An 18,159-nucleotide genomic window follows, 5' to 3' on the forward strand; every position below is an offset into this window, starting at 1 on the left:
CGCAGCGGTCGCCCCGGCGACCGCTGCGCGGCGACATCCTGCATGCTGATCCTGCTCAACAAGCCGTACGGCGTGTTGTGCCAGTTCACCGATCGGGACGGCCGGCCGACCCTGGCCGATCATGTGACACAGAAGAACGTCTATGCGGCCGGCCGTCTCGACCAGGATTCCGAGGGCCTGTTGCTGTTGACCGATGACGGCGCCCTGGCCCATCGCATCACCGACCCGCGCCATCGACAGGACAAGACCTACCTGGTCCAGGTCGAAGGCGTACCGGGAGCCGAGGCGCTCGCCGCCCTGCGTGCGGGCGTCCGCCTTCGCGACGGCCCGACCCTGCCGGCCCGGGTCACTGCCCTCGCCGGCGAGCCCGAATGGCTGTGGCCGCGCGATCCGCCGGTGCGTTTCCGCAAACGCGTGCCAACCGCGTGGCTCGAGTTGACCATCCGCGAGGGTCGCAACCGGCAGGTCCGGCGCATGACCGCGGCGGTCGGGTTGCCGACCTTGCGCCTGGTCAGGACGCGAGTCGGCGAACACGCGCTGGGTGACCTGCAACCGGGACAGAGTCGCGTGCTGGCGAACGCCTGAGGGAAAGGTGCGAATGAGCTTCAAGGATCATTTTTCCGCACACGCGGCGATCTATCGCGAGGCGCGTCCGCAGTATCCGGACGCGCTTTTCGAATTCCTGCGCGCGCAGGCGCCCGCAGGTGAACGCGCCTGGGACGCCGGTTGCGGCAACGGCCAGGCCAGCGTCGCGCTGGCCCGCCATTTTCGGGCGGTCGTCGCCACTGACCCGAGCGCCGAACAGATCGCCCATGCGCAGCGCTGCGCCAATGTCGACTATCGGGTCGAGGCGGCCGAGCATTCGTCCCTCGCCGCCGCCAGCATCGACCTGGTCTGCGTCGCCCAGGCGCTGCACTGGCTCGACCTGGAACGCTTCCACGCCGAGGTCCGTCGCGTCCTCAGGCCGCGCGGCGTGGTCGCCTTCTGGAGCTACGCCGATTGCCGGGTCAGCGACCCGGTCGACCGGCACAAGGATCGTCTCTACATCGACCTCACCGGACCGTACTGGCCACCGGAACGCGCGCTCGTCGAAAGCGGTTACGTCGACCTGCCGTTTCCGTTCGAGCGTATCCGCACGCCCGCGTTCGAGCTGCGCATGGAATGGACCGTGGATCGCTACCTGGCCTATCTGCGTTCGTGGTCGGCGAGCCAGGCCTACCTGCGCGACCGCGACGAGGATCCGGTCAGCCTGATCGAAGCGCCACTGCGCGAGGCCTGGGGCGCGCCCGAGCGCGTGCGTTCGGTGCGCTGGGATCTCCATCTCCATTGCGGGCGCGTGTAGGGAAGGTCTGAACAAGTGGCACAATCGTCATGGCGTTCAGAAGGCTCGCCAAAGGTGCTGCGTGGCGACGTGAAGGCTGGTTGCCTTGACGAGCCGCGCGGTGCCTGTGGCGGGCCTTCTGGACGCCACCCGTGTTCCATTGAATCAATCGATTGGGCGACGCCTGCCTGCGCGCAGCTCGTTGTTGCGCCGCCTTGAAAGACGGCCAGTCTGTCTGCGTCGGCGCGTCGCGATCTGCACGCAGGCAGGTGTCGTGACGGTTGTGCCACTTGTTCAGACCCTCCCTAGTCGCTGCGCCGACCGGAGTTCGCCCCAGATTTCGCGTGTTCAGACCATTCAGGGGGCCACTGGGCGAGTGGCGTCCTCGTCCCAGACGTTGGCGTGTTCGGCAAAGTCGGCCGCCTGCGGACGCACGACGCAGAAGCGTTGGCCGGTCGGTGCCTGCATGACCCACCAGGATTGCACCTGCTTGACGCGGGTGGCACCGAGCGCCTCGAGCCGCCGCACCTCCGCTTCGATATCGTCGGTCTCGATATCGAGATGGACGCGGCTGGCGTGGTCGACCGACTGCACTTCGATGATCAGGCCGCGCGCGCCATCGTCGAGCTTGATGTAGGTGTCGTTGGCTCCCGAGGTCGCACCGACACGCATGCCGAGCGCGCCGCCCCAGAAGTGCGCGGCAGCGTCGAGGTTCTCGGTCTGGCAATCGATGATGAATCCGGCCAGGCGGCTCTTGTGCATACTCATCTCTCCCGCTTCAAAGGTGATGCCGCGCATTCCATTCGCAGCCACCGCGACAAAGGAGACCGGACCCTCAGCCACCTTCCGCGGCGGCGGGCGCTCCGGCCAGGCGCACTGCTTCGCTGAAATCGGCGGCGAATTGCACGTGTTGGGAATCGCTGACGATGCCCATCTGGCTGAGGATTTCGCGTGGCTGGCTCTGCAGCCCGGACAGGATCAGCCGGGTGCCGTCGCGGCGGCAGCGCGCGATCAGGTTCTCGATCGCGGTCACGCCCGAGGCGTCGACCAGCGGCACCAGGCGCATGCGCAGGATGAATACGCGCGGTGGCCGCCCGAACGCGCGCAGCACGTCCTCGATGCGGTTGGCGACGGCGAAGAACAGCGGACCCGACACGCGATAGGCCTCGACGCCCTCGGGCAGGCTCGCGCGCTGGTTCGCGTCGAGATCGCTGGCGCTCTCCTCGCGATCTTCCTCGACCAGGTCGACATGCGATTCGAGCGCGACCACCTCGCTCATGCGGTGCATGAACAGGAATGCGGCGAGAACCACGCCGACTTCGACGGCCACGGTCAGGTCGAACATCACGGTCAGCAGGAAAGTGACGACGAGAACCGCGCGGTCGCCATGCGGCGCGCGCATGAGCTGGCGAATGCGTTCGATCTCGCTCATGTTCCAGGCGACCAGCACGAGCAGCGCGGCCATCGCCGGCAGCGGCACGTAGTTGGCCAGCGGCGCGGCGACCAGCACGAACAGCAGGATGAACAGGGCATGCGCCATGCCGGCGATCGGGGTACGCCCGCCAGCGCGCACGTTGGTGGCCGTGCGCACGATGGCGCCGGTGGCCGGCAGGCCGCCGATCAGCGCGGATGCGGTGTTGGCCACGCCTTGCGCGACCAGTTCGCCGTTCGATCGATGGCGCCCGCCGATCATGCCGTCTGCGACCACGGCCGAGAGCAGCGACTCGACGCCGCCGAGGAAGGCAATCGTGAACGCCGCCGGCAGCAGTTCGTGCAGGCGCGCCAATTCGAAGCTCGGCAGGTGCGGTATCGGCAAGCTGGTCGGTACACCGCCGAAGCGCGTACCGATGGTCTCGACCGGCAGTTGCAAAAGCAGCGTTGCCAGCGAGGCCACGCTGACGCCGATCAGGAACACCGGCCAGCGCGGCCGGAAGCGCCGGATCAGCACCAGCAGGGTGAGCGTGGCCAGGGCCAGCCCGGTCGCAGCCAGGCTGAAACTCGAGATGTGCCCGAAATAGGCCTCCCAGCGGGCCACGAACTCGGCTGGCAGCTTGTCGATATCGAGGCCGAGCAGGTCCTTGATCTGGCTGGTGAAGATGCTCACGGCGATGCCGGCGGTGAAGCCCGTAATGACCGGCTGCGGCATGAACTTCATCAGCGTGCCGAGGCGCAGCAGGCCCGCCAGCACCAGCATCGCGCCAGCCATCAGGGTGGCGATGATCAGGCCATCCATGCCGAACTTGTCGATGACGTTGAAAACCACCGGAATGAACGCCGCGGTCGGTCCACCGATCTGCACGCGCGACCCGCCCAGCGCGGAAATGAGGAACCCGGCGACGATCGCCGTGTGCAGGCCGGTCGCCGGCGAGGCGCCCGAGGCGATCGCCAGGGCCATCGAGAGCGGCAGCGCGACGATCGCCACGGTCAGGCCGGCGAGCAGATCCTGGCGCAGGTCGGCGGCACCGTAGCCGTGACGCAGCACCGTGACCAGCTTGGGCACGAACAGCTGCCAGGCCGGGGAACGCGCGGCGCTTGCGTTCACGGCCGGCAGCCCGCGCATCGCGATGCGATGCATTCAGTGGAGAGGGTTTGCATGGACGGGGTCAGTCGTGACGCGTGATGTCGGGCAATCCGCTGCTGAGCAGCCAGACCTTGGTCTTCTTGTCGTACTTCCAGACCTGGCGATCGATGATGCTGCGCGCTTCCTGGGTATGGATGTTGACGATGCCGATCTCGACCGTCTGCCGCACTTCGTCGTCGTTGACCGGGACCGGCGCGGTGTCGTTGTAGTTGGTGAAGCGCACTTGCTTGTAGCGATCGAGTTCGAGCTGGGTCAGCGGATGGGCCGCCCGGTAGGCCGGGTCGACGAAGCTTTCGGCCTGTTCGATCGAGCCCCAACGGATCGTCGCCGCGTAGGTGCGCAGGGTTTCGGTGAGGATCTTCTCGCGCGACTTGGCCAGTGCCGGCTGGACCACGACCAGGAGCAGCAGGGCAGTCAGCGCCAGGGTCGAGAATCGACGTGGTTCGGGGCTCGCACGCAGCATGACGATTCCTCAGCTCGGACCGGCGGAGTCCAATTGTGCCGCATCGGAGGCGCCGGCCAAAGCGGAACGTGTTGAGGAGGCTCTGAACACGTGGCGCAATCGTCATGGCGTTCGGAAGGCTCGCCACAAGTGCTGCGTGGCGAAGTGAAGGCTGGTTGCCTTGACGAGCCGCACGGTGCCTGTGGCGGACCTTCTGGACGCCACCCTTGTTCCACTGGATCAATCGATTTGGGCGACGCCTGCCTGCGCGCAGCTCGTTGTTGCGCCGCCTTGAAAGACGGCCAGTCTGTCTGCGTCGGCGCGACGCGATCTGCATGCAGCCAGGCGTCATGACGATTGCGCCACGTGTTCAGAGCCTCCTTAGGGCCACGAACCGCGCGTTCAGGCTGCAAGCCAGCGTGCCATCGGCAAGGCGGACCGCGCAATGCACGGTCAGGCGCGCCTTGCCACGCCCGCCGAGGGTGGCGAAGAAGGTCTCGAAGGACTGGTTTTCGACCAGCCTGGCCTCGGCCGTGAAGTCCTCCCAGACCGGCGCCAGGTAGTGCAGGCTGCTGTCCTGCACGTAGATGTCGCATTCGAGTTCGCGCTCGTCGGCGGCCAGCTTGATCAGCGACCAGCAAGCCAGGGTCATGACGCTGGCCAGGCTGCCGCCGAAGGCGCAACCCTTGTCATTGATGTTCGGCGCCAACGGCGCGCTCATGTGCAGCGAATCGCCGTCCCAAGCGGTGATCGCCAGATGCATGAAGCGGCTCAGCGGAATATCGGCCAGGATATGCGCCTGCGCGGCGTCGCGCAGAGCGTCGCGGCGCGACGATGCCGCGTCGGTCGGGGTTTTCGGCGATCGCATGCGGAACTCGTCAGGAAACGGGACCGCCGAGTGTGCGCATGGGCGTGGTGCTGATTCAAGCGCCCGGCACGCATGGCCTATCATCGCATTGCCTCACCGCAGGACCGACCGATGCCCGCAAGCAAGCTGCCCGGATCACACGCCCTGGCCGGCGCCAGCGTCATCGTGACGCGCCCGGCGGCCACCTCGGGCCCGCTGGTGCGCGGCGTGCAGGCGCGTGGCGGTAGTGCCGTGCGCCTGCCCGGCATGCGCCTGGCTGCCGCCGAGGATGCGGCTGCCGTGGCCAATTCCCTGGCCACCACACGTACCGTGCACGCCTGGGTCTTCACCAGCCCGGCTTCGGTCGAATTCTTCTTCCGCCTGGCTCCGCCGGGGCGGCTGGCAATGGCGAAGCGGGTGCTGGCGGTCGGCGGCGCGACGGCGCGCGCGCTGGCTCGCTGCGGCGTCGCTTCGCTGGCGCCTGCGGGCGCACAGAACAGCGAGGGTCTGCTCGAAGAGCCGGTCCTGGCCGATCCGCGTGGCTGGAGGATCGCCATCATCGAGGCACCGGGCGGCCGCGACCTGCTCGCACCGGTCCTGCGCGAGCGCGGTGCCGAGGTCGAAAGCATCGCCGTCTATCGACGCCTGCCGCCGCGCCTGACCGGTCGGCATCTCGAGGCGCTGCAGCGCGCCCAGCGACCCTGGCTCAGCCTGCTGTCGAGCGGCCTCGCCCTGCGGTATCTGCTGGCGACGTTGCCGGGCGCGCTGATTGAGCGCTGGCGGCAGGAAGCGATGATCGTCAGCAGCGAGCGCCTGGCCCGCGAAGTTGCCGGTTGTGGCTTCGTCGACGTGCATGTCGCGCGTTCCGCTCTCACCGGCGATCTGCTCGACAGCGCCTGTGCCGTTTTGGCCCGGCATCGGCTGTAAACTCTTCCTGCCCTGGACGGACGTCTTCCGCTAGCATGAGCGTCATGGAACCCGAGAATCCCGCAAAGCTGCCGGCGCCCGAGCGTCGCGGCATGGACGCCAAGGCCGCTTCGCGTTCCGGCCGCGGGCGCCTGACCGGCGCGCTTGTCCTGCTTGTCGTGCTTGCACTCGCAGCCGCATTCGCCTGGTGGTATTTCAACCGCCAGACGCGCGAGCGCGATGCTTCGCGCCTCGATGCACTGGCCGCCCAGGTCGATCAGCTCGCGCGCGGCAATGAGCAATTGCGCCGCGACATCGACAGCCTGCGCTCGCGCTACACCGATTCCGAATCGATGAATCGCGGCATCCGCGAGGAGGTCCTCGGATTCAACGAACGCTCGCGGGCACTCGAGGACGCGGTCGCCAACCTGGCCGACCAGCGCCTGAGCAATCGCGATGCGATGGCCCTCAACGAAGCCGAATTCATCCTGCAACTGGCCGGCGAGCGCCTCGCCCTGTTCCGTGACGCGAGCGGCACCCTGGCCGCCTACCGGCTCGCCGACAGCGCCCTGGCTTCGGCCGAGGATCCGCTGTTCGCCAACGTGCGCCAGACCATCAGCGCCGAGATGCAGGCGATCGAGGCGGCGAAGCCGATGCAGACCCGGGCGACGCTGAATGCCCTGGCCACGTTGCGCGCGAGCCTGGCCAGCCTGCCGCTCAAGGCGGGCCCGGCGGACGGCCCGGCCAATACGCCGGAACAGCGTTCACGCTTGCGCCAGATCCTTTCGCAGTTCGTGCGCATCAGCCACGATGACGCCGCCGCGATGCTCTCCCTGCGCGACGAAAAGCTGACCCGATCGCTGGCCGCCCTCGACCTGCGCGCCGCCGAGGCAGCGCTCTTCGTGCGCGACCAGAGCGAGTTCGAAGCCGCGCTCAAGCGCGCCCGCAGCGGCATCGAAGCGGCCTTCGACAACGACGCGCCGGCCGTGCGCGAAGCCCTGTCAACGCTGGATCAACTCGCCGCGACACCCCTCGCCCCGGCACTTCCCGAACTCGGAACGGCACTCAACGAGCTGCGCAACCTGCGCACGACGCGCGCCCTGTCGCAGCCGGCCCGGCCAGCCGCGACCGCCACCGAAACGAAGAACGGGGCCACCCCGTGAGAATCTGGATCGGCATCCTGCTGTTGCTGCTGCTCGCGGCGGCGGCCGCGTTCGGCTGGCAGTGGGTCGTCGAAGATCCGGGCTACGTGCTGGTGCGCCTGCGCGGCACCTCGATCGAGACCAGCCTCGTGTTTGCCGCGGTCGCCCTGTTCCTCGCCTGGGGCGTGCTCAGCATTCTCTGGCGCCTGCTGCGCTGGCCGGCGCGGGCCTGGGTCCGCGCCCAGCGCCGGCGCGCACGCGAGAACCTGGCCGCCGGCCTGGCCGCGTTCGCCGAGGGCCGTTATCTGCACGCGGAACGCTGCCTGGCCAAGGCCACGCGGCAGGACGCGGTGCGTGGTCCGGCCTTTCTGGCCATGGCCCGCGCCGCACATGCCCGCGGCGACGACGAGGCCGCGGCCAGGGCGCTCGACCATGCATCTGCCGACGTCGCTGCGGCGGCCCTGGCCCAGCGCGCGAAGTTCCTGATCGAACGCGGTCGCCATGCCGAGGCCCTGGCCCTGCTCAAGCCCAAGGCAACCGCGGGCGGCCTGCCGCCAGTCGGCTGGCAGGCCCTGATCGAGGCGGCGCTGGCCCAGGGCGATGCGCAGACCGCACTCGATGCGCTGCCGCCACTGGCCAAGTCGCAATCGCTCGCCCCAGCTGCACTCGGCGTGCTCGAAACGCGCGTGCTGGTGGCCGCGCTCTCGACCGCGGCTTCGCAGGCGCGCCTGAATACCTTGTGGAATGCGACACCGCGCGGGCGGCGCAGGCAGGCGCCGATCATTGCCGCCTTTGCCCGGCGGGCTGCGAGCTTCGGCCAGGCCCTCGCCGCCATGGACGAGATCGAGTCGGCACAGCGGCGCGAGTGGAGTGAGGAACTCGCACTCTGCTACAGCGAGATCGGACCGGCCGAACTGGCTACGCGCACGCGCCACGCCGAAGCCTGGCTGACGATCGCGCCGAACAGCGCGGCGCTGCTGACCACGCTCGGGCGCCTGTGTCGCGATCAGAAGCTCTGGGGCAAGGGTATCCAGTATCTCGATCGGGCAGTGGAAATTTCGGCCCTGGCCCCGGCCTGGGAAGCGCTCGGCGATTGCCACGCCGGCGCCGGCGACGAGAGCCGCGCCAATCGCTGCTACAGCAACGCCTTGTCGATCCTGCGCGGCAAGCAGCCCCTGCCGCTGGCCGGCCAGATATCCGCCCGCGTCGACACGCGCGCGCTGATCGTCGAGGAGCGCGACAGCCACGGCGTGCCGCGCCTGCCGAAGACCGGTTAGCGGTTCGCCGACGCGGGCGGGTTTCGATGGTGACTGACGCGCTGCCTTGACCGGCGATGTTGGGCGCGGGCTTCGCTCAGCGTGCTCGCGTTGCTGCTTCGTTGTTGGAAGCGGCTTCAGCCGCGATGCCTTGCGTGCGTGGTTTCGAACGCCATCGAGCCTGAAGGCTCTTCCTGCGTGGAGAGCGTGTGGGGGTGCGGGCTCCGATGACCTTGGCCGTGACCCTGCTCCGCTGTTGTTTTCAGCGCGACAGCGGTTCGGCCGAGAACACGCGGCCGTTGACGATCGTCAGGACGCGCTGGAACTGGCTGCCACCGAAATCGTAAACCCACTCCTCGCGGCGCCGCTCGCGCCAGTTCTCGATGCCGGGACCAGGCCGGAATACGACGCTGTCGCGCGCTTCACGGCGGTGCGCCGGCTCGCCGCAACGGGCCACCAGTTCACCGCTGGTCAGGCCCGTGAAGTTCATGTTGGCGCGGCAGCTCTCGCCGATCCGGGTCACGCCGTAACCGAGCGTCTCGCTGCTGTGCAGGACGCCATCCTGGAAGACCAGCCGCAGCATCAGGGCGCGCGGCCCGAAGTTGTAGTACCAGACGCTCCACTCGACCTCGCGTTGCTGTTCGTAGACGCTGCCGCGGTTGCTGACGTCGACACCCAGCCACGACTCCGACCAGAACGGTTCCCCGCAGCGCTCGCGGACGCGGAAATCACGATCGCCCTCATCGACCAGGCGGCCGCCGCAACGCGTGGCCGCGAGCACCGGCGCCGTGGCCACCAGCAGGATCAGGAAACACAACAGTCGGTTCATCAGGTTCGGCTCCGCTGGAAAGGCTGCTCCGGTCGCAACGCACCCCGGCATTGTCCCCGATCATCTATATCATTCGACCGACGCCGAGTGGCAGTGGTTCATCCGACCTGATGGACCGCGATACGGCGGCCGGCCTTGCTATAGTCCCCCACCGTCCAATCGTGGAGCCTTGCCATGGCTATCTGGAAGCAGTCCATCGACCTCGACCGGATCAACGCCTGGAACGCGAATACGCTGGTCGAACACCTCGGCATGCGCGTGACCGCGATCGGCGAAGACCATGTCAGTGGCACGATGCCGGTCGATGCGCGCACCGTGCAACCCTTCGGCCTGCTGCACGGCGGCGCCTCGGTCGCCCTGGCCGAATCGCTCGGCAGCCTTGCCGCCAACCTGACCCTGGATTCCGAGCGGGAAATGGCGGTCGGCCTCGACATCAACGCCAACCATGTGCGCGCGGCGACGTCGGGCCTGGTCACCGGCAGCGCTCGCCCGCTGCATCTGGGTCGCTCGACCCAGGTCTGGGAAATCCGCATCGTCGACGAGGACGAGCGCCTGATCTGCATTTCGCGGCTGACCGTGTCGGTGGTGCCGCGGCGTTCGCCGAAGCCGGTCTGAGGCGTGCCGACCGCCGACGCACCGTATGCGGAGCTGAGCCCGGACCTCATTCTCGATGCCGTGGCCGCGGCCGGGTTCGAACCGGATGGGCGCATGCTCGCGCTCGGCAGTTATGAGAATCGCGTGTTCCAGGTCGGCATCGAGGAGGCGACGCCGCTGGTCGCCAAGTTCTATCGCCCGGCGCGCTGGAGCAACGCCGCGATTGCCGAGGAACACGCCTTCGCCCATGAGCTCGCCGCGGCCGAGCTGCCGATGGTGGCGCCGCTGATCCTTGGCGGTCGCAGCCTGCTCGAGCATGCCGGCTTCCGCTACAGCCTGTATCCACGCCAGGGCGGGCGTTCGCCCGAGCTCGAGTCGCGCGAGAACCTGGAATGGATGGGCCGCCTGCTCGCGCGCATCCACGGGGTCGGCTCGCGCGGCGTGTTCCTCGAACGCGGTCGCATCGACCTCGAGTCGTTCGTGCGCATGCCGGCGCGCGCGGTGCTGGCCTCCGATCTGCTGCCGGCGACCCTGCAGCGGCGCTATCGCGAATCGACCGCGCGCCTGGCCGACCTGCTCGAGGCGCGCATCGAGGCGATCGGACCACTGCGCCAGATTCGACTGCACGGCGACTGCCATCTCGGCAACGTGCTCTGGACCGATGCCGGTCCACATTTCGTCGATCTCGACGACGCGCGCATGGGACCCGCCGTGCAGGACCTGTGGATGCTCGCGCCCTCGCCCGACGCGCTCGCGATCCTGCTCGAGGGCTATGCCGAATTCCGCGAATTCGACTTCGCCGAAGTGGCCATGATCGAACCGCTGCGCATCATGCGCCAGGTGCACTGGGCCGGCTGGGTGGCAATGCGCTGGCACGATCCGGCCTTCCCGATGGCCTTTGCCCATGTCGGCGAGGCGCGCTGGTGGGAGCAGCACTGCAACGATCTCGACGAGGCCAGCGAGCAGTTGCAGTAGTCTGGGTTGCGCCGCCGGCGCAGAGCCTCCCTGGCCCCATCCGGCGCCGCCGGTCCTGCCAGAAATCCACCCGATCCTGCGTCATTGATATCCTGACAGGCCAGCGCCATCACGCTTTAGAGCAATCGATCAATGCCTATCGGCGACCATGCCCGGGCATCCGGTAGGATTGGGGTTCGATGAATTCAGCCACCGACAGGACAGGGGAGACCGCTCGCAGGGACGCCATGCGTCCGTTGCGCTACCTGGTGCGCACCCCGTTCGTGCTCCTCCACATCGTGTTCGCCCTGCCGCTGGCCGTGATCGCCCTGAATCCGCTGGTCGCGCGCATTCCGGTCGGCCGGCGGCGCTTCGACCAGTTCATGATCAGCTGGTGGTCGGGCACCCTGGTGCGCCTGTTCGGCTTCCGCGTCCGCGCCTTCGGCACACCGCAGTCCGGTGCCGTGATGTATGTCGCCAACCACGTTTCCTGGCTCGACATCGAGCTCATGCACAGCCAGCGCGCGATCAGCTTCGTGGCCAAGAGCGAGATCGCCCAGTGGCCCCTGGTCGGCTGGCTGGCGACGCGCGCCGGCACCATCTACCACCGTCGCGGCAACTCCGATTCGATGACCGCGGTGATGGGCCGCGTGGTCGAGCGCCTGCGCCAGGGCGAGCCGGTCGGTATTTTTCCCGAAGGCGGGACCGGACGTGGCGACCAGGTACGCACATTCCATGCGCGCATCTTCCAGGCCGCCCTCGATGCCGAAGTGCCGGTGCAACCGGTGGCATTGCGCTACGGACGCCACGGCCGCCAGGATCTCTCGATGCCATTCGGCGCCAACGAGGGTTTCTTCACCAACCTGCTGCGGATCCTCGGCAATCCCTCGATGGACGCCGAGGTGCATTTCCTCGAGTGCGTCGAAGCGACGCCCGAGGCAAGGCGGCGCATGGCCGAAGAGAGCCGTGCGCGCATCGTCCGCACGCTCGGCTACGGTGACCTGTGAACGCGACCGACTATCGACCGCCGCGCCTGCTGCGCAATGCGCACGTTCAATCGGTACTGGCCTCGAGCGGGGTGCGCCGGCTGCTCTTTCGCCGTCGCCTGTCGCGTCTCGAACGCACTGCGACCGAGCACCTGCTCGACTGCGGCGACGGCGTGCGCCTGCTCGGCCTGCATACCGCGCAGACGGCTCGCGAGCAAGCGCGTGGCCTGGTCGTGCTGCTGCACGGCTGGGAAGGCAGCGTGCAATCGAGCTATCTGCTGCACACCGGATCGCGCCTGCTTGCCGAAGGCTACGATGTGTTCCGCCTCAACTTCCGCGACCACGGCGCCACCCACCACCTCAATCGCGAGCTGTTCCATTCCTGCCGCATCGGCGAGGTGGTCGGCGCGGTCAAGGCCGTGGCCGAACGCTTTCCGCAACTGCCGCTCGGCATCGCCGGCTTCTCGCTGGGCGGCAACTTCGCCCTGCGCGTGGCCCTGCGCGCACCGGCGGCCGGCATCCCGTTGGCCTATGCGCTGGCGGTCTGTCCGGCGATCAGTCCGCGCGATGCAATGGACGCGATCGAACAGGCACCGTGGTTCTATGAAGCCTATTTCCTGCGCAAATGGCGGCGTTCGCTCGGCCTCAAGCAGCGCGCATTTCCCGATTCGGCGCTGTTCACCGCCGACGACATGCGCGGCAACCTGCGCGAACTGACCCGTTCGCTGGTCCTGCGCCATACCGGCTTCGCCACGCTCGAGGACTATTTCGACGGTTACTCGATCGCCGGAGACCGCCTCGCCCCGCTGACAGTACCGACCAGCATCCTGACCTCGGTCGACGACCCGATCATCCCGGTCGCCGATTTCCGCAAGCTCGAGCTACCCGAATGCGTCGAACTCGACATCGCCCCGGGCGGCGGCCATTGCGGCTTCATCCGCAGCCTCTCGCTGACCAGTTGGACCGAGGACTACATCGCCGAGCGCATGTTGCGCCACCTCCAGGCGCCCGGGATCGAGGTTGAGGCCGGCACCGAAACGGCTGCCCTGGGCACCTGATCGGGGTTTCGATCGTTCTTGACGCGATCATGCTGCTCGAGTTTCGATGGATGTCGGCGCGTTCCCGCTTCGTTGTAGGTGGGTGGTGAGCGTATGCGAACCCCAACATCGTCATGTTGGTTCGTTACGTGCAAAGGTGGTTGGGGTGCGCTGGCGCTTACCCCGACCTTCGAGCCCTTCCCACGAAGAGCGCGCGTTGAGACTACGCCGGCTTCGCTCACCGTACCCGCGTTGCTGCTTCGTTGTTGGAAGCGGCTTCAGCCGCGATGCCCTCCCAGCAACATGACGAAAGGCATCGAGCCTGAAGGCTCTTCCTGCAGACGTTCCGGGTGGATGGCGCGGGTTTCGCTGAGCTTCGATGCGCTGCGGACTTTCGCTCGCTGCGACGATACCCGTAAACCGGGCTCAATCGGCCGGCACCGTGCGCTCGCGCGCCCATTCGCGCAGGGCCGACACGCGGTCGGCCATCATGACCGACAGCGGTCGGGTCAGCTTCGCTTCGTCGAGCAGATGCCAAGTGTCGAGCGGGCGATCCTCCGCGGCCGCCGCGTACAGGGCGGCGACCACCAGCTGCTCGATTTCGGCACCGGAAAAGCCGTCGCTGGCGGCGACGATCATGTCGAGATCGAAATCCGCTGCATTCAGTTCGCGCTTGGTGAGATGGATGCGCAACACCTCGGCGCGCGCCTCGGGACCGGGCAGGTCGACGAAGAAGATCTCGTCGAAGCGGCCCTTGCGCAGCAGTTCCGCCGGCAGCGCGCTGACATCGTTGGCGGTGGCGACGAGGAAGACCTTGCCCTTGCGCTCGGCCATCCAGGTCAGCAGGTAACCGAGTACGCGCCGCGAAACGCCGTCGTCGCTGCCCTCGGTCGCCAGCGCCTTCTCGATCTCGTCGAGCCAGAGCACGCACGGCGAGAGCATCTCCGCGTTCTTCAGCGCGGCGCGCAGGTTGCGCTCGGTCTCACCGTGGTACTTGTTGTAGAGCGTGCCGATGTCGAGGCGCAGCAGGGGCACGCCGAAGCCGCCGGCGACCGCCTTGGCGGCCAGGCTCTTGCCGCAGCCTTGCACGCCGAGCAGCAGGATGCCCTTGGGCGGATCGAGCCTGACCGTCTGCTTGCGGCCGACGAATGCCGGTTCGCGCTGCTGGATCCAGCGCTTGAGCCGGGCCAGGCCGGCCACATCGGCAAAGCGCGCGGTCTCGTACTCGAAGTGCAGCAGGTTCTCGCGGTCGAGCAGTTCGAACTTGGCCTGGGCCAGGCCCGGGATGTCGGCCGGACCGAGCGCACCGTCGGCGTAGATCAGCTTGCGCACGATACGGCGTGCGTCGGCATGGGTCAGCCCGGCCAGGTTGCGCACGATCGTGCGCGCCGCATCGGCGTCGACCTCGACCCGGCGGCCGCTGTTTTCGCGCGAATAGGCGAAGGCCTCCTCGCGCACGAGGGCAGCCATGGCCTGGGCGTCCGGCAAGGCCATCTGGAACGGCGTGGCCAGGGCGGTCAGGTCGTCCGGCAGTTCGATCTTCGAACCGACCAGAACCAGGGTGTGCTCGGCCGCGGCCTGGCGCAGGACGATCTCGCGCAGCAGGCGCAGGGTCATCGGGTAACGCAGATAAGGCTGGAAATCGAGCAGCAGGAAGACGCCGGCCTCGGTGCGCTGCTTGATCGAAGTCAGGGTCATGGTCGCGTCGGGAACGGCGTGCTCGCCATCGTCGTCCATGTCGATGCGACGCAGGCCATCGGTGATGCTCCAGGTGAACAGGGGCCGCAGCGACTGTGCAATCGCGTGCCGGAAACTCTCGATGACCCGGCCTTCCTCGGCCGATTCTATGACCAGCAGCGGCGTCCGCGCCCGCAGCAACGTGGTGAGATCCTGATTGCCGCTCATCGTTTCCTGGTTCCCCCCGCGGCCGCCCGCAGCGACCGCTTCAGCACGGCGCGGAAGCCTAACACGGCGCCATGCGGCATAATTGGCGTTTTCCGTGCGCCGCAAACGGCGCCCAACGATAGAAGAACATGCTCAGAGAAACCATCGAACACCATCGCCAGGGCCGTCTCGAGGAGGCCGAAAAGGGCTATCGCGAGGAACTGGCTGCCAATCCCGACAGCAGCGAGGCCCTGCGTGGCCTCAGCGCCGTGCGCCGCCTGCGCGGTGATCTGGCCGAAAGCGCCCAGCTGATCAAGCGCGCCCACGAACTCGCTCCGGAACAACCGAAGCTGCTGCTCATGCTCGGTTCGATCCAGCTCGAGTCAGGCAATATCGAGGGCTCGCGCGATGCCTACGAGCGCGCCCTGGCGCTCGATCCGAACCTGGCCGGCGCGCATACCGCGCTCGGCCACATCGCGATGATGCAGGGCGATGCGAAACTGGCAGAACAATATTTCCGTACCGCCTTGCGCGTCACCGAGGATCCGCAGGCGCTCAGTGGCCTCGGCAGCCTCGCGCTCGACCGTGGCGACGACGAGAATGCCCTGAAGTACCTGGCCCGCGCATCCGATCTGGCGCCGAGTGATCCCGGCATCGCCTATGCCCTGGGCCGCGGGTTCGCCAAGCGCGGCATGACCGCCTTCGCCGAACAGGCCTTCCGCAATGCGCTGCGCCTCAAGCCCGGGCTGCCGCATGCCAGCCATGCGCTCGGACAGTTGCTGATACACGACAAGCGCGCCGCCGAGGCGGAACCGTATTTTCGTGCCCTCCACGGCGTCCGCGGATTCGAGTTGATGGCCGAACTCGGCATGGGCGATGCCGCCCGCATGCAGGACAAGCACGAGGAGGCGATTGCGGCCTATCAGCGCGCCCTGGTCCTGAAGCCCGAGCACGAAAACTGCTTCGAGGCCCTGATCTGGTCGACCGGCAAGCTCGGACGCGGCGAGGAAGTGATGGCCTTGCTTGGCGAGCGCATCACCCGATTCCCCGAACAACTCCGCTGGCGCGCGACCCGGGCGCGCATCCACGAGGCCCGGGGCCGGCATGCCGAAGCGGCCGCCGACTGGCAGGCCCTGCGCGAGCGGGATCCGCAAAACGCCGAAGCGAATGTCGAACTGGTGCGGGCCCGCGAACGCAACGGCGAGTTCGAGCTCGCTGCAGAGCTCGCCGAAGCCACCGTCAAGCTGGCCGCTTCCGATCCGAACCTGACCCTGGTGCGCGTGCGCGCGCGGATGCGCCGGGGCGAAGACGCCGGCGCCCGCGAACTGCTCTCGACCATCAACCTGCGCAAGGCCGGCAAGGACGTCGTTCGCACCTGTCAGAACCTGTCCGGGCAGCTGCATGATCGCGTCGGCGAAACCGCCGAGGCGGTCAAGGACTTCCGCGAGTCGCAGGCGGGCCTGCCCGGCATGTTGCCGAAACTCGAAGCGCTGCCGGCCGAAGCCGCGGCCGCGACGGCTGCCAGCGAGGCCGCCGACTGGGCCGAGGCGCCGATCCTCCTGCTCGGCGTGCCCGGTAGCGGTGTCGAGCGGATCGCCGCCCTGCTCGCCGACCAGCCCGGGCTGACCGTGCTGCGCGACCGCATCCAGGGCGTGCGCAATGACGGATTCGACACGGCGATGGTGGCGGTGCCCGAAGGCGACATCCCGGCCGGGATGATTGCGGAACAGCGCGAGGCCTACCTGGCGCCCTTGCGTGCCCGCGGCGTCGACCCGAGCCGCACCCTGGTCGACTGGATTCCGCGTTTCGATGCCCACCACATCATCTATGCCCAGCGCCTGCTGCCCGGCACACGGGTCATCATTGTCGATCGCGATGCGCGCGACTGCCTGCTCAACTGGCTGGCCTTCGGCTGGTTGCCGTATGCCGGACTCAATGATTTCGATGCCTGCACCGGCTGGCTCGGTCGCGCCGTGGCCCACACCCGATTCGTCGCCGATCACGCAAGACTGCCGTGTCTCGTGGTCAATGCCGAGCAGGTGCTGGCCGATCCGGCAGGCGCCGGCGCTGAACTGGCCCGCTTCGTTGGCGTCGACTCGCTTACGCCCGGGGCGATGGCAGCGCGTGTGGACAGCGGTCCGGGCGGACTGCCGAACCGTTTCGCCGACGGCTACTGGAAGACCTATGCGCAGACCCTGGCGGACGCCTTTGCCAGCCTGCCCGAAGCCGAGAATCCCGCTTCCTGATCGAGACCGGAGAGCACGCATGCATATCCGCAGCAAGAGCTTCCACGACATGCAGCCGATCCCGTCCGAGTTTGCCTTCGGCAAGCCCGGGCCCGACGGCGAACCCTGCGTCTTTGCCGACAACCGCAATCCGCATCTGACCTGGAGCGATGTGCCGGATGCGACGCGCTCGTTCGTGCTGACCTGCATCGACGTCGACGTGCCGAGCGTCGGCGACGACGTCAATCAGGAAGGACGCAGCGTGCGCTCCGACCTGCCGCGGACCGAATTCGTCCACTGGCTGATGGTCGACATTCCGGCCGAGTTCCGCGAGTTCGGCGCCGGCAGCTGCGCCGAGGGCGTGGTCCCGCACGGCAAGCAGGAACCGTTCGGTCCGCCCGGTTCGAAGCAGGGCATCAACGACTACACCGGCTGGTTCGCAGGCGATACCGACATGGCCGGCGACTACTACGGCTACGACGGTCCGTGTCCGCCATGGAACGACGAACGCCTGCACCGCTACCACTTCCGCGTCGCCGCGCTCGATATCCCGAGTCTCGGCCTCGACGGTCGCTTCGACATCGGCGACGTGCGCCGGGCGATGGAGGGCCACGTGCTGGCAGAAGCCGAGATCATCGGCACCTATTCGCTCAACGCCGCACTGCGGCGCTGAGCGGAAGTCACCAGCAACGAGGCAGTACAGCGAGGAGCGCCATCGAAGCCCGCGAGGTCTCCACGCGCACCCCAACAACCTTTGCACGCAACGAACCAACATCACGAAGTTGGGGTTCGCTTGCGCTCACCGCGAACCTACGACGAAGCCGCAACGCATCGACCACCATCGAAGGCCGCGCCCCATTCGCGCTCCTGCCGCTCTCGCAGGAGCGCATTCACGCGCGATGCACTTCGTCACGCTGCGATAGAACGTATCGCGGCCAAAGCCGCTTTCCGTCCACGTGCGTTCTTTGCAGGAAGAGCCTTCAGGCTCGATACCTTTTGACACCATGCAAGGCTCGTAGGTTAGGGTTCGCTGCAGCGCACCCCAACAAGCCCCCACACGCGATCCGTCGACATGACGACGTTGGGGTTCGCATGCGCTCACCGCCAACCTACAACGAAGCAGTAGCGCGTCGCCGGCCACCGACGCCCGCGCCG

General features: G+C 67.8%; 17 protein-coding genes. 11 read left to right on the forward strand and 6 right to left on the reverse strand.

Translation table 11 applies throughout. The annotated features are described in order from the left end of the window. Positions 1 to 42 precede the first annotated feature (42 nt). Together BM125_RS10240 and BM125_RS10245 are read left to right on the forward strand one after the other, a co-directional pair. On the forward strand, positions 43 to 585 hold the full coding sequence (locus tag BM125_RS10240) for a pseudouridine synthase (RefSeq protein WP_092407586.1): 543 nt from the start codon (positions 43 to 45) through the stop codon (positions 583 to 585). 13 nt (positions 586 to 598) lie between these two features. Beyond that, complete coding sequence (locus tag BM125_RS10245) at positions 599 to 1,342, forward strand: class I SAM-dependent methyltransferase (protein ID WP_092407588.1); 744 nt, start codon at positions 599 to 601, stop codon at positions 1,340 to 1,342. Positions 1,343 to 1,678: 336 nt separating this feature from the next. On the opposite strand, the gene BM125_RS10250 is transcribed toward BM125_RS10245, so the two are convergent. From BM125_RS10250 to BM125_RS10265, 4 genes are all read right to left on the reverse strand, one after another. Next, positions 1,679 to 2,083 carry a VOC family protein gene (locus BM125_RS10250; protein WP_092407644.1) on the reverse strand — a complete coding sequence of 135 codons (405 nt, stop codon included), beginning with the start codon at positions 2,081 to 2,083 and terminating at the stop codon, positions 1,679 to 1,681. Positions 2,084 to 2,156: 73 nt separating this feature from the next. Then, positions 2,157 to 3,863 carry a SulP family inorganic anion transporter gene (locus BM125_RS10255; RefSeq protein ID WP_217647850.1) on the reverse strand — a complete coding sequence of 569 codons (1,707 nt, stop codon included), beginning with the start codon at positions 3,861 to 3,863 and terminating at the stop codon, positions 2,157 to 2,159. Between the two features lie 61 nt (positions 3,864 to 3,924). Continuing rightward, complete coding sequence (locus BM125_RS10260) at positions 3,925 to 4,365, reverse strand: hypothetical protein (RefSeq protein WP_092407590.1); 441 nt, start codon at positions 4,363 to 4,365, stop codon at positions 3,925 to 3,927. 349 nt (positions 4,366 to 4,714) lie between these two features. Then, positions 4,715 to 5,212, reverse strand: coding sequence for a YiiD C-terminal domain-containing protein (locus BM125_RS10265; protein ID WP_092407592.1), 498 nt, complete (start codon positions 5,210 to 5,212; stop codon positions 4,715 to 4,717). Positions 5,213 to 5,323: 111 nt separating this feature from the next. On the opposite strand from BM125_RS10265, the gene BM125_RS10270 reads away from it, so the two are divergent. Genes BM125_RS10270 through BM125_RS10280 form a run of 3 tightly spaced genes read left to right on the forward strand, consistent with a single transcriptional unit; the run spans position 5,324 to position 8,516 of the window. Continuing rightward, positions 5,324 to 6,118 carry a uroporphyrinogen-III synthase gene (locus BM125_RS10270; protein ID WP_175498006.1) on the forward strand — a complete coding sequence of 265 codons (795 nt, stop codon included), beginning with the start codon at positions 5,324 to 5,326 and terminating at the stop codon, positions 6,116 to 6,118. 35 nt (positions 6,119 to 6,153) lie between these two features. Beyond that, a complete protein-coding gene (locus BM125_RS10275; protein ID WP_092407596.1) occupies positions 6,154 to 7,260 on the forward strand; it encodes a uroporphyrinogen-III C-methyltransferase in 1,107 nt (368 codons plus the stop codon). Next, the gene (locus BM125_RS10280; protein WP_092407598.1) at positions 7,257 to 8,516 is read left to right on the forward strand and encodes a heme biosynthesis HemY N-terminal domain-containing protein; all 1,260 of its coding nucleotides are present in this window, start codon (positions 7,257 to 7,259) and stop codon (positions 8,514 to 8,516) included. Before BM125_RS10275 ends, BM125_RS10280 begins: the two co-directional genes overlap by 4 nt. 241 nt (positions 8,517 to 8,757) lie before the next feature. Here BM125_RS10280 and BM125_RS10285 read toward each other — a convergent pair whose 3' ends face one another. Then, positions 8,758 to 9,324, reverse strand: coding sequence for a DUF2845 domain-containing protein (locus tag BM125_RS10285; protein ID WP_175498007.1), 567 nt, complete (start codon positions 9,322 to 9,324; stop codon positions 8,758 to 8,760). A gap of 174 nt (positions 9,325 to 9,498) precedes the next feature. Between BM125_RS10285 and BM125_RS10290 the strand changes: the two genes are divergently transcribed. From BM125_RS10290 to BM125_RS10305, 4 genes are all read left to right on the forward strand, one after another. Further along, on the forward strand, positions 9,499 to 9,939 hold the full coding sequence (locus BM125_RS10290) for a hotdog fold thioesterase (protein ID WP_092407602.1): 441 nt from the start codon (positions 9,499 to 9,501) through the stop codon (positions 9,937 to 9,939). Between the two features lie 3 nt (positions 9,940 to 9,942). Further along, positions 9,943 to 10,893, forward strand: coding sequence for a serine/threonine protein kinase (locus BM125_RS10295; protein ID WP_092407604.1), 951 nt, complete (start codon positions 9,943 to 9,945; stop codon positions 10,891 to 10,893). Positions 10,894 to 11,072: 179 nt separating this feature from the next. Beyond that, positions 11,073 to 11,879 carry a lysophospholipid acyltransferase family protein gene (locus BM125_RS10300; protein ID WP_245778882.1) on the forward strand — a complete coding sequence of 269 codons (807 nt, stop codon included), beginning with the start codon at positions 11,073 to 11,075 and terminating at the stop codon, positions 11,877 to 11,879. Further along, the gene (locus BM125_RS10305) at positions 11,876 to 12,916 is read left to right on the forward strand and encodes a YheT family hydrolase (RefSeq protein ID WP_092407606.1); all 1,041 of its coding nucleotides are present in this window, start codon (positions 11,876 to 11,878) and stop codon (positions 12,914 to 12,916) included. The genes BM125_RS10300 and BM125_RS10305 overlap by 4 nt, the downstream gene beginning before the upstream one ends. A 405-nt stretch (positions 12,917 to 13,321) precedes the next feature. Here the strand turns inward: BM125_RS10305 and BM125_RS10310 are convergent, their stop codons facing one another. After that, the gene (locus tag BM125_RS10310; protein WP_092407608.1) at positions 13,322 to 14,800 is read right to left on the reverse strand and encodes an AAA family ATPase; all 1,479 of its coding nucleotides are present in this window, start codon (positions 14,798 to 14,800) and stop codon (positions 13,322 to 13,324) included. Between the two features lie 128 nt (positions 14,801 to 14,928). Here BM125_RS10310 and BM125_RS10315 point away from each other — a divergent pair, with 128 nt between their 5' ends. Continuing rightward, complete coding sequence (locus BM125_RS10315) at positions 14,929 to 17,025, forward strand: tetratricopeptide repeat protein (protein ID WP_092407610.1); 2,097 nt, start codon at positions 14,929 to 14,931, stop codon at positions 17,023 to 17,025. Positions 17,026 to 17,044: 19 nt separating this feature from the next. After that, positions 17,045 to 17,677 carry a YbhB/YbcL family Raf kinase inhibitor-like protein gene (locus BM125_RS10320; protein ID WP_092407612.1) on the forward strand — a complete coding sequence of 211 codons (633 nt, stop codon included), beginning with the start codon at positions 17,045 to 17,047 and terminating at the stop codon, positions 17,675 to 17,677. Positions 17,678 to 18,159 lie beyond the last annotated feature (482 nt).

The sequence above is a fragment of the Dokdonella immobilis genome, from assembly GCF_900115085.1.
GTDB classification, from domain to species: Bacteria; Pseudomonadota; Gammaproteobacteria; order Xanthomonadales; family Rhodanobacteraceae; genus Dokdonella; species Dokdonella immobilis.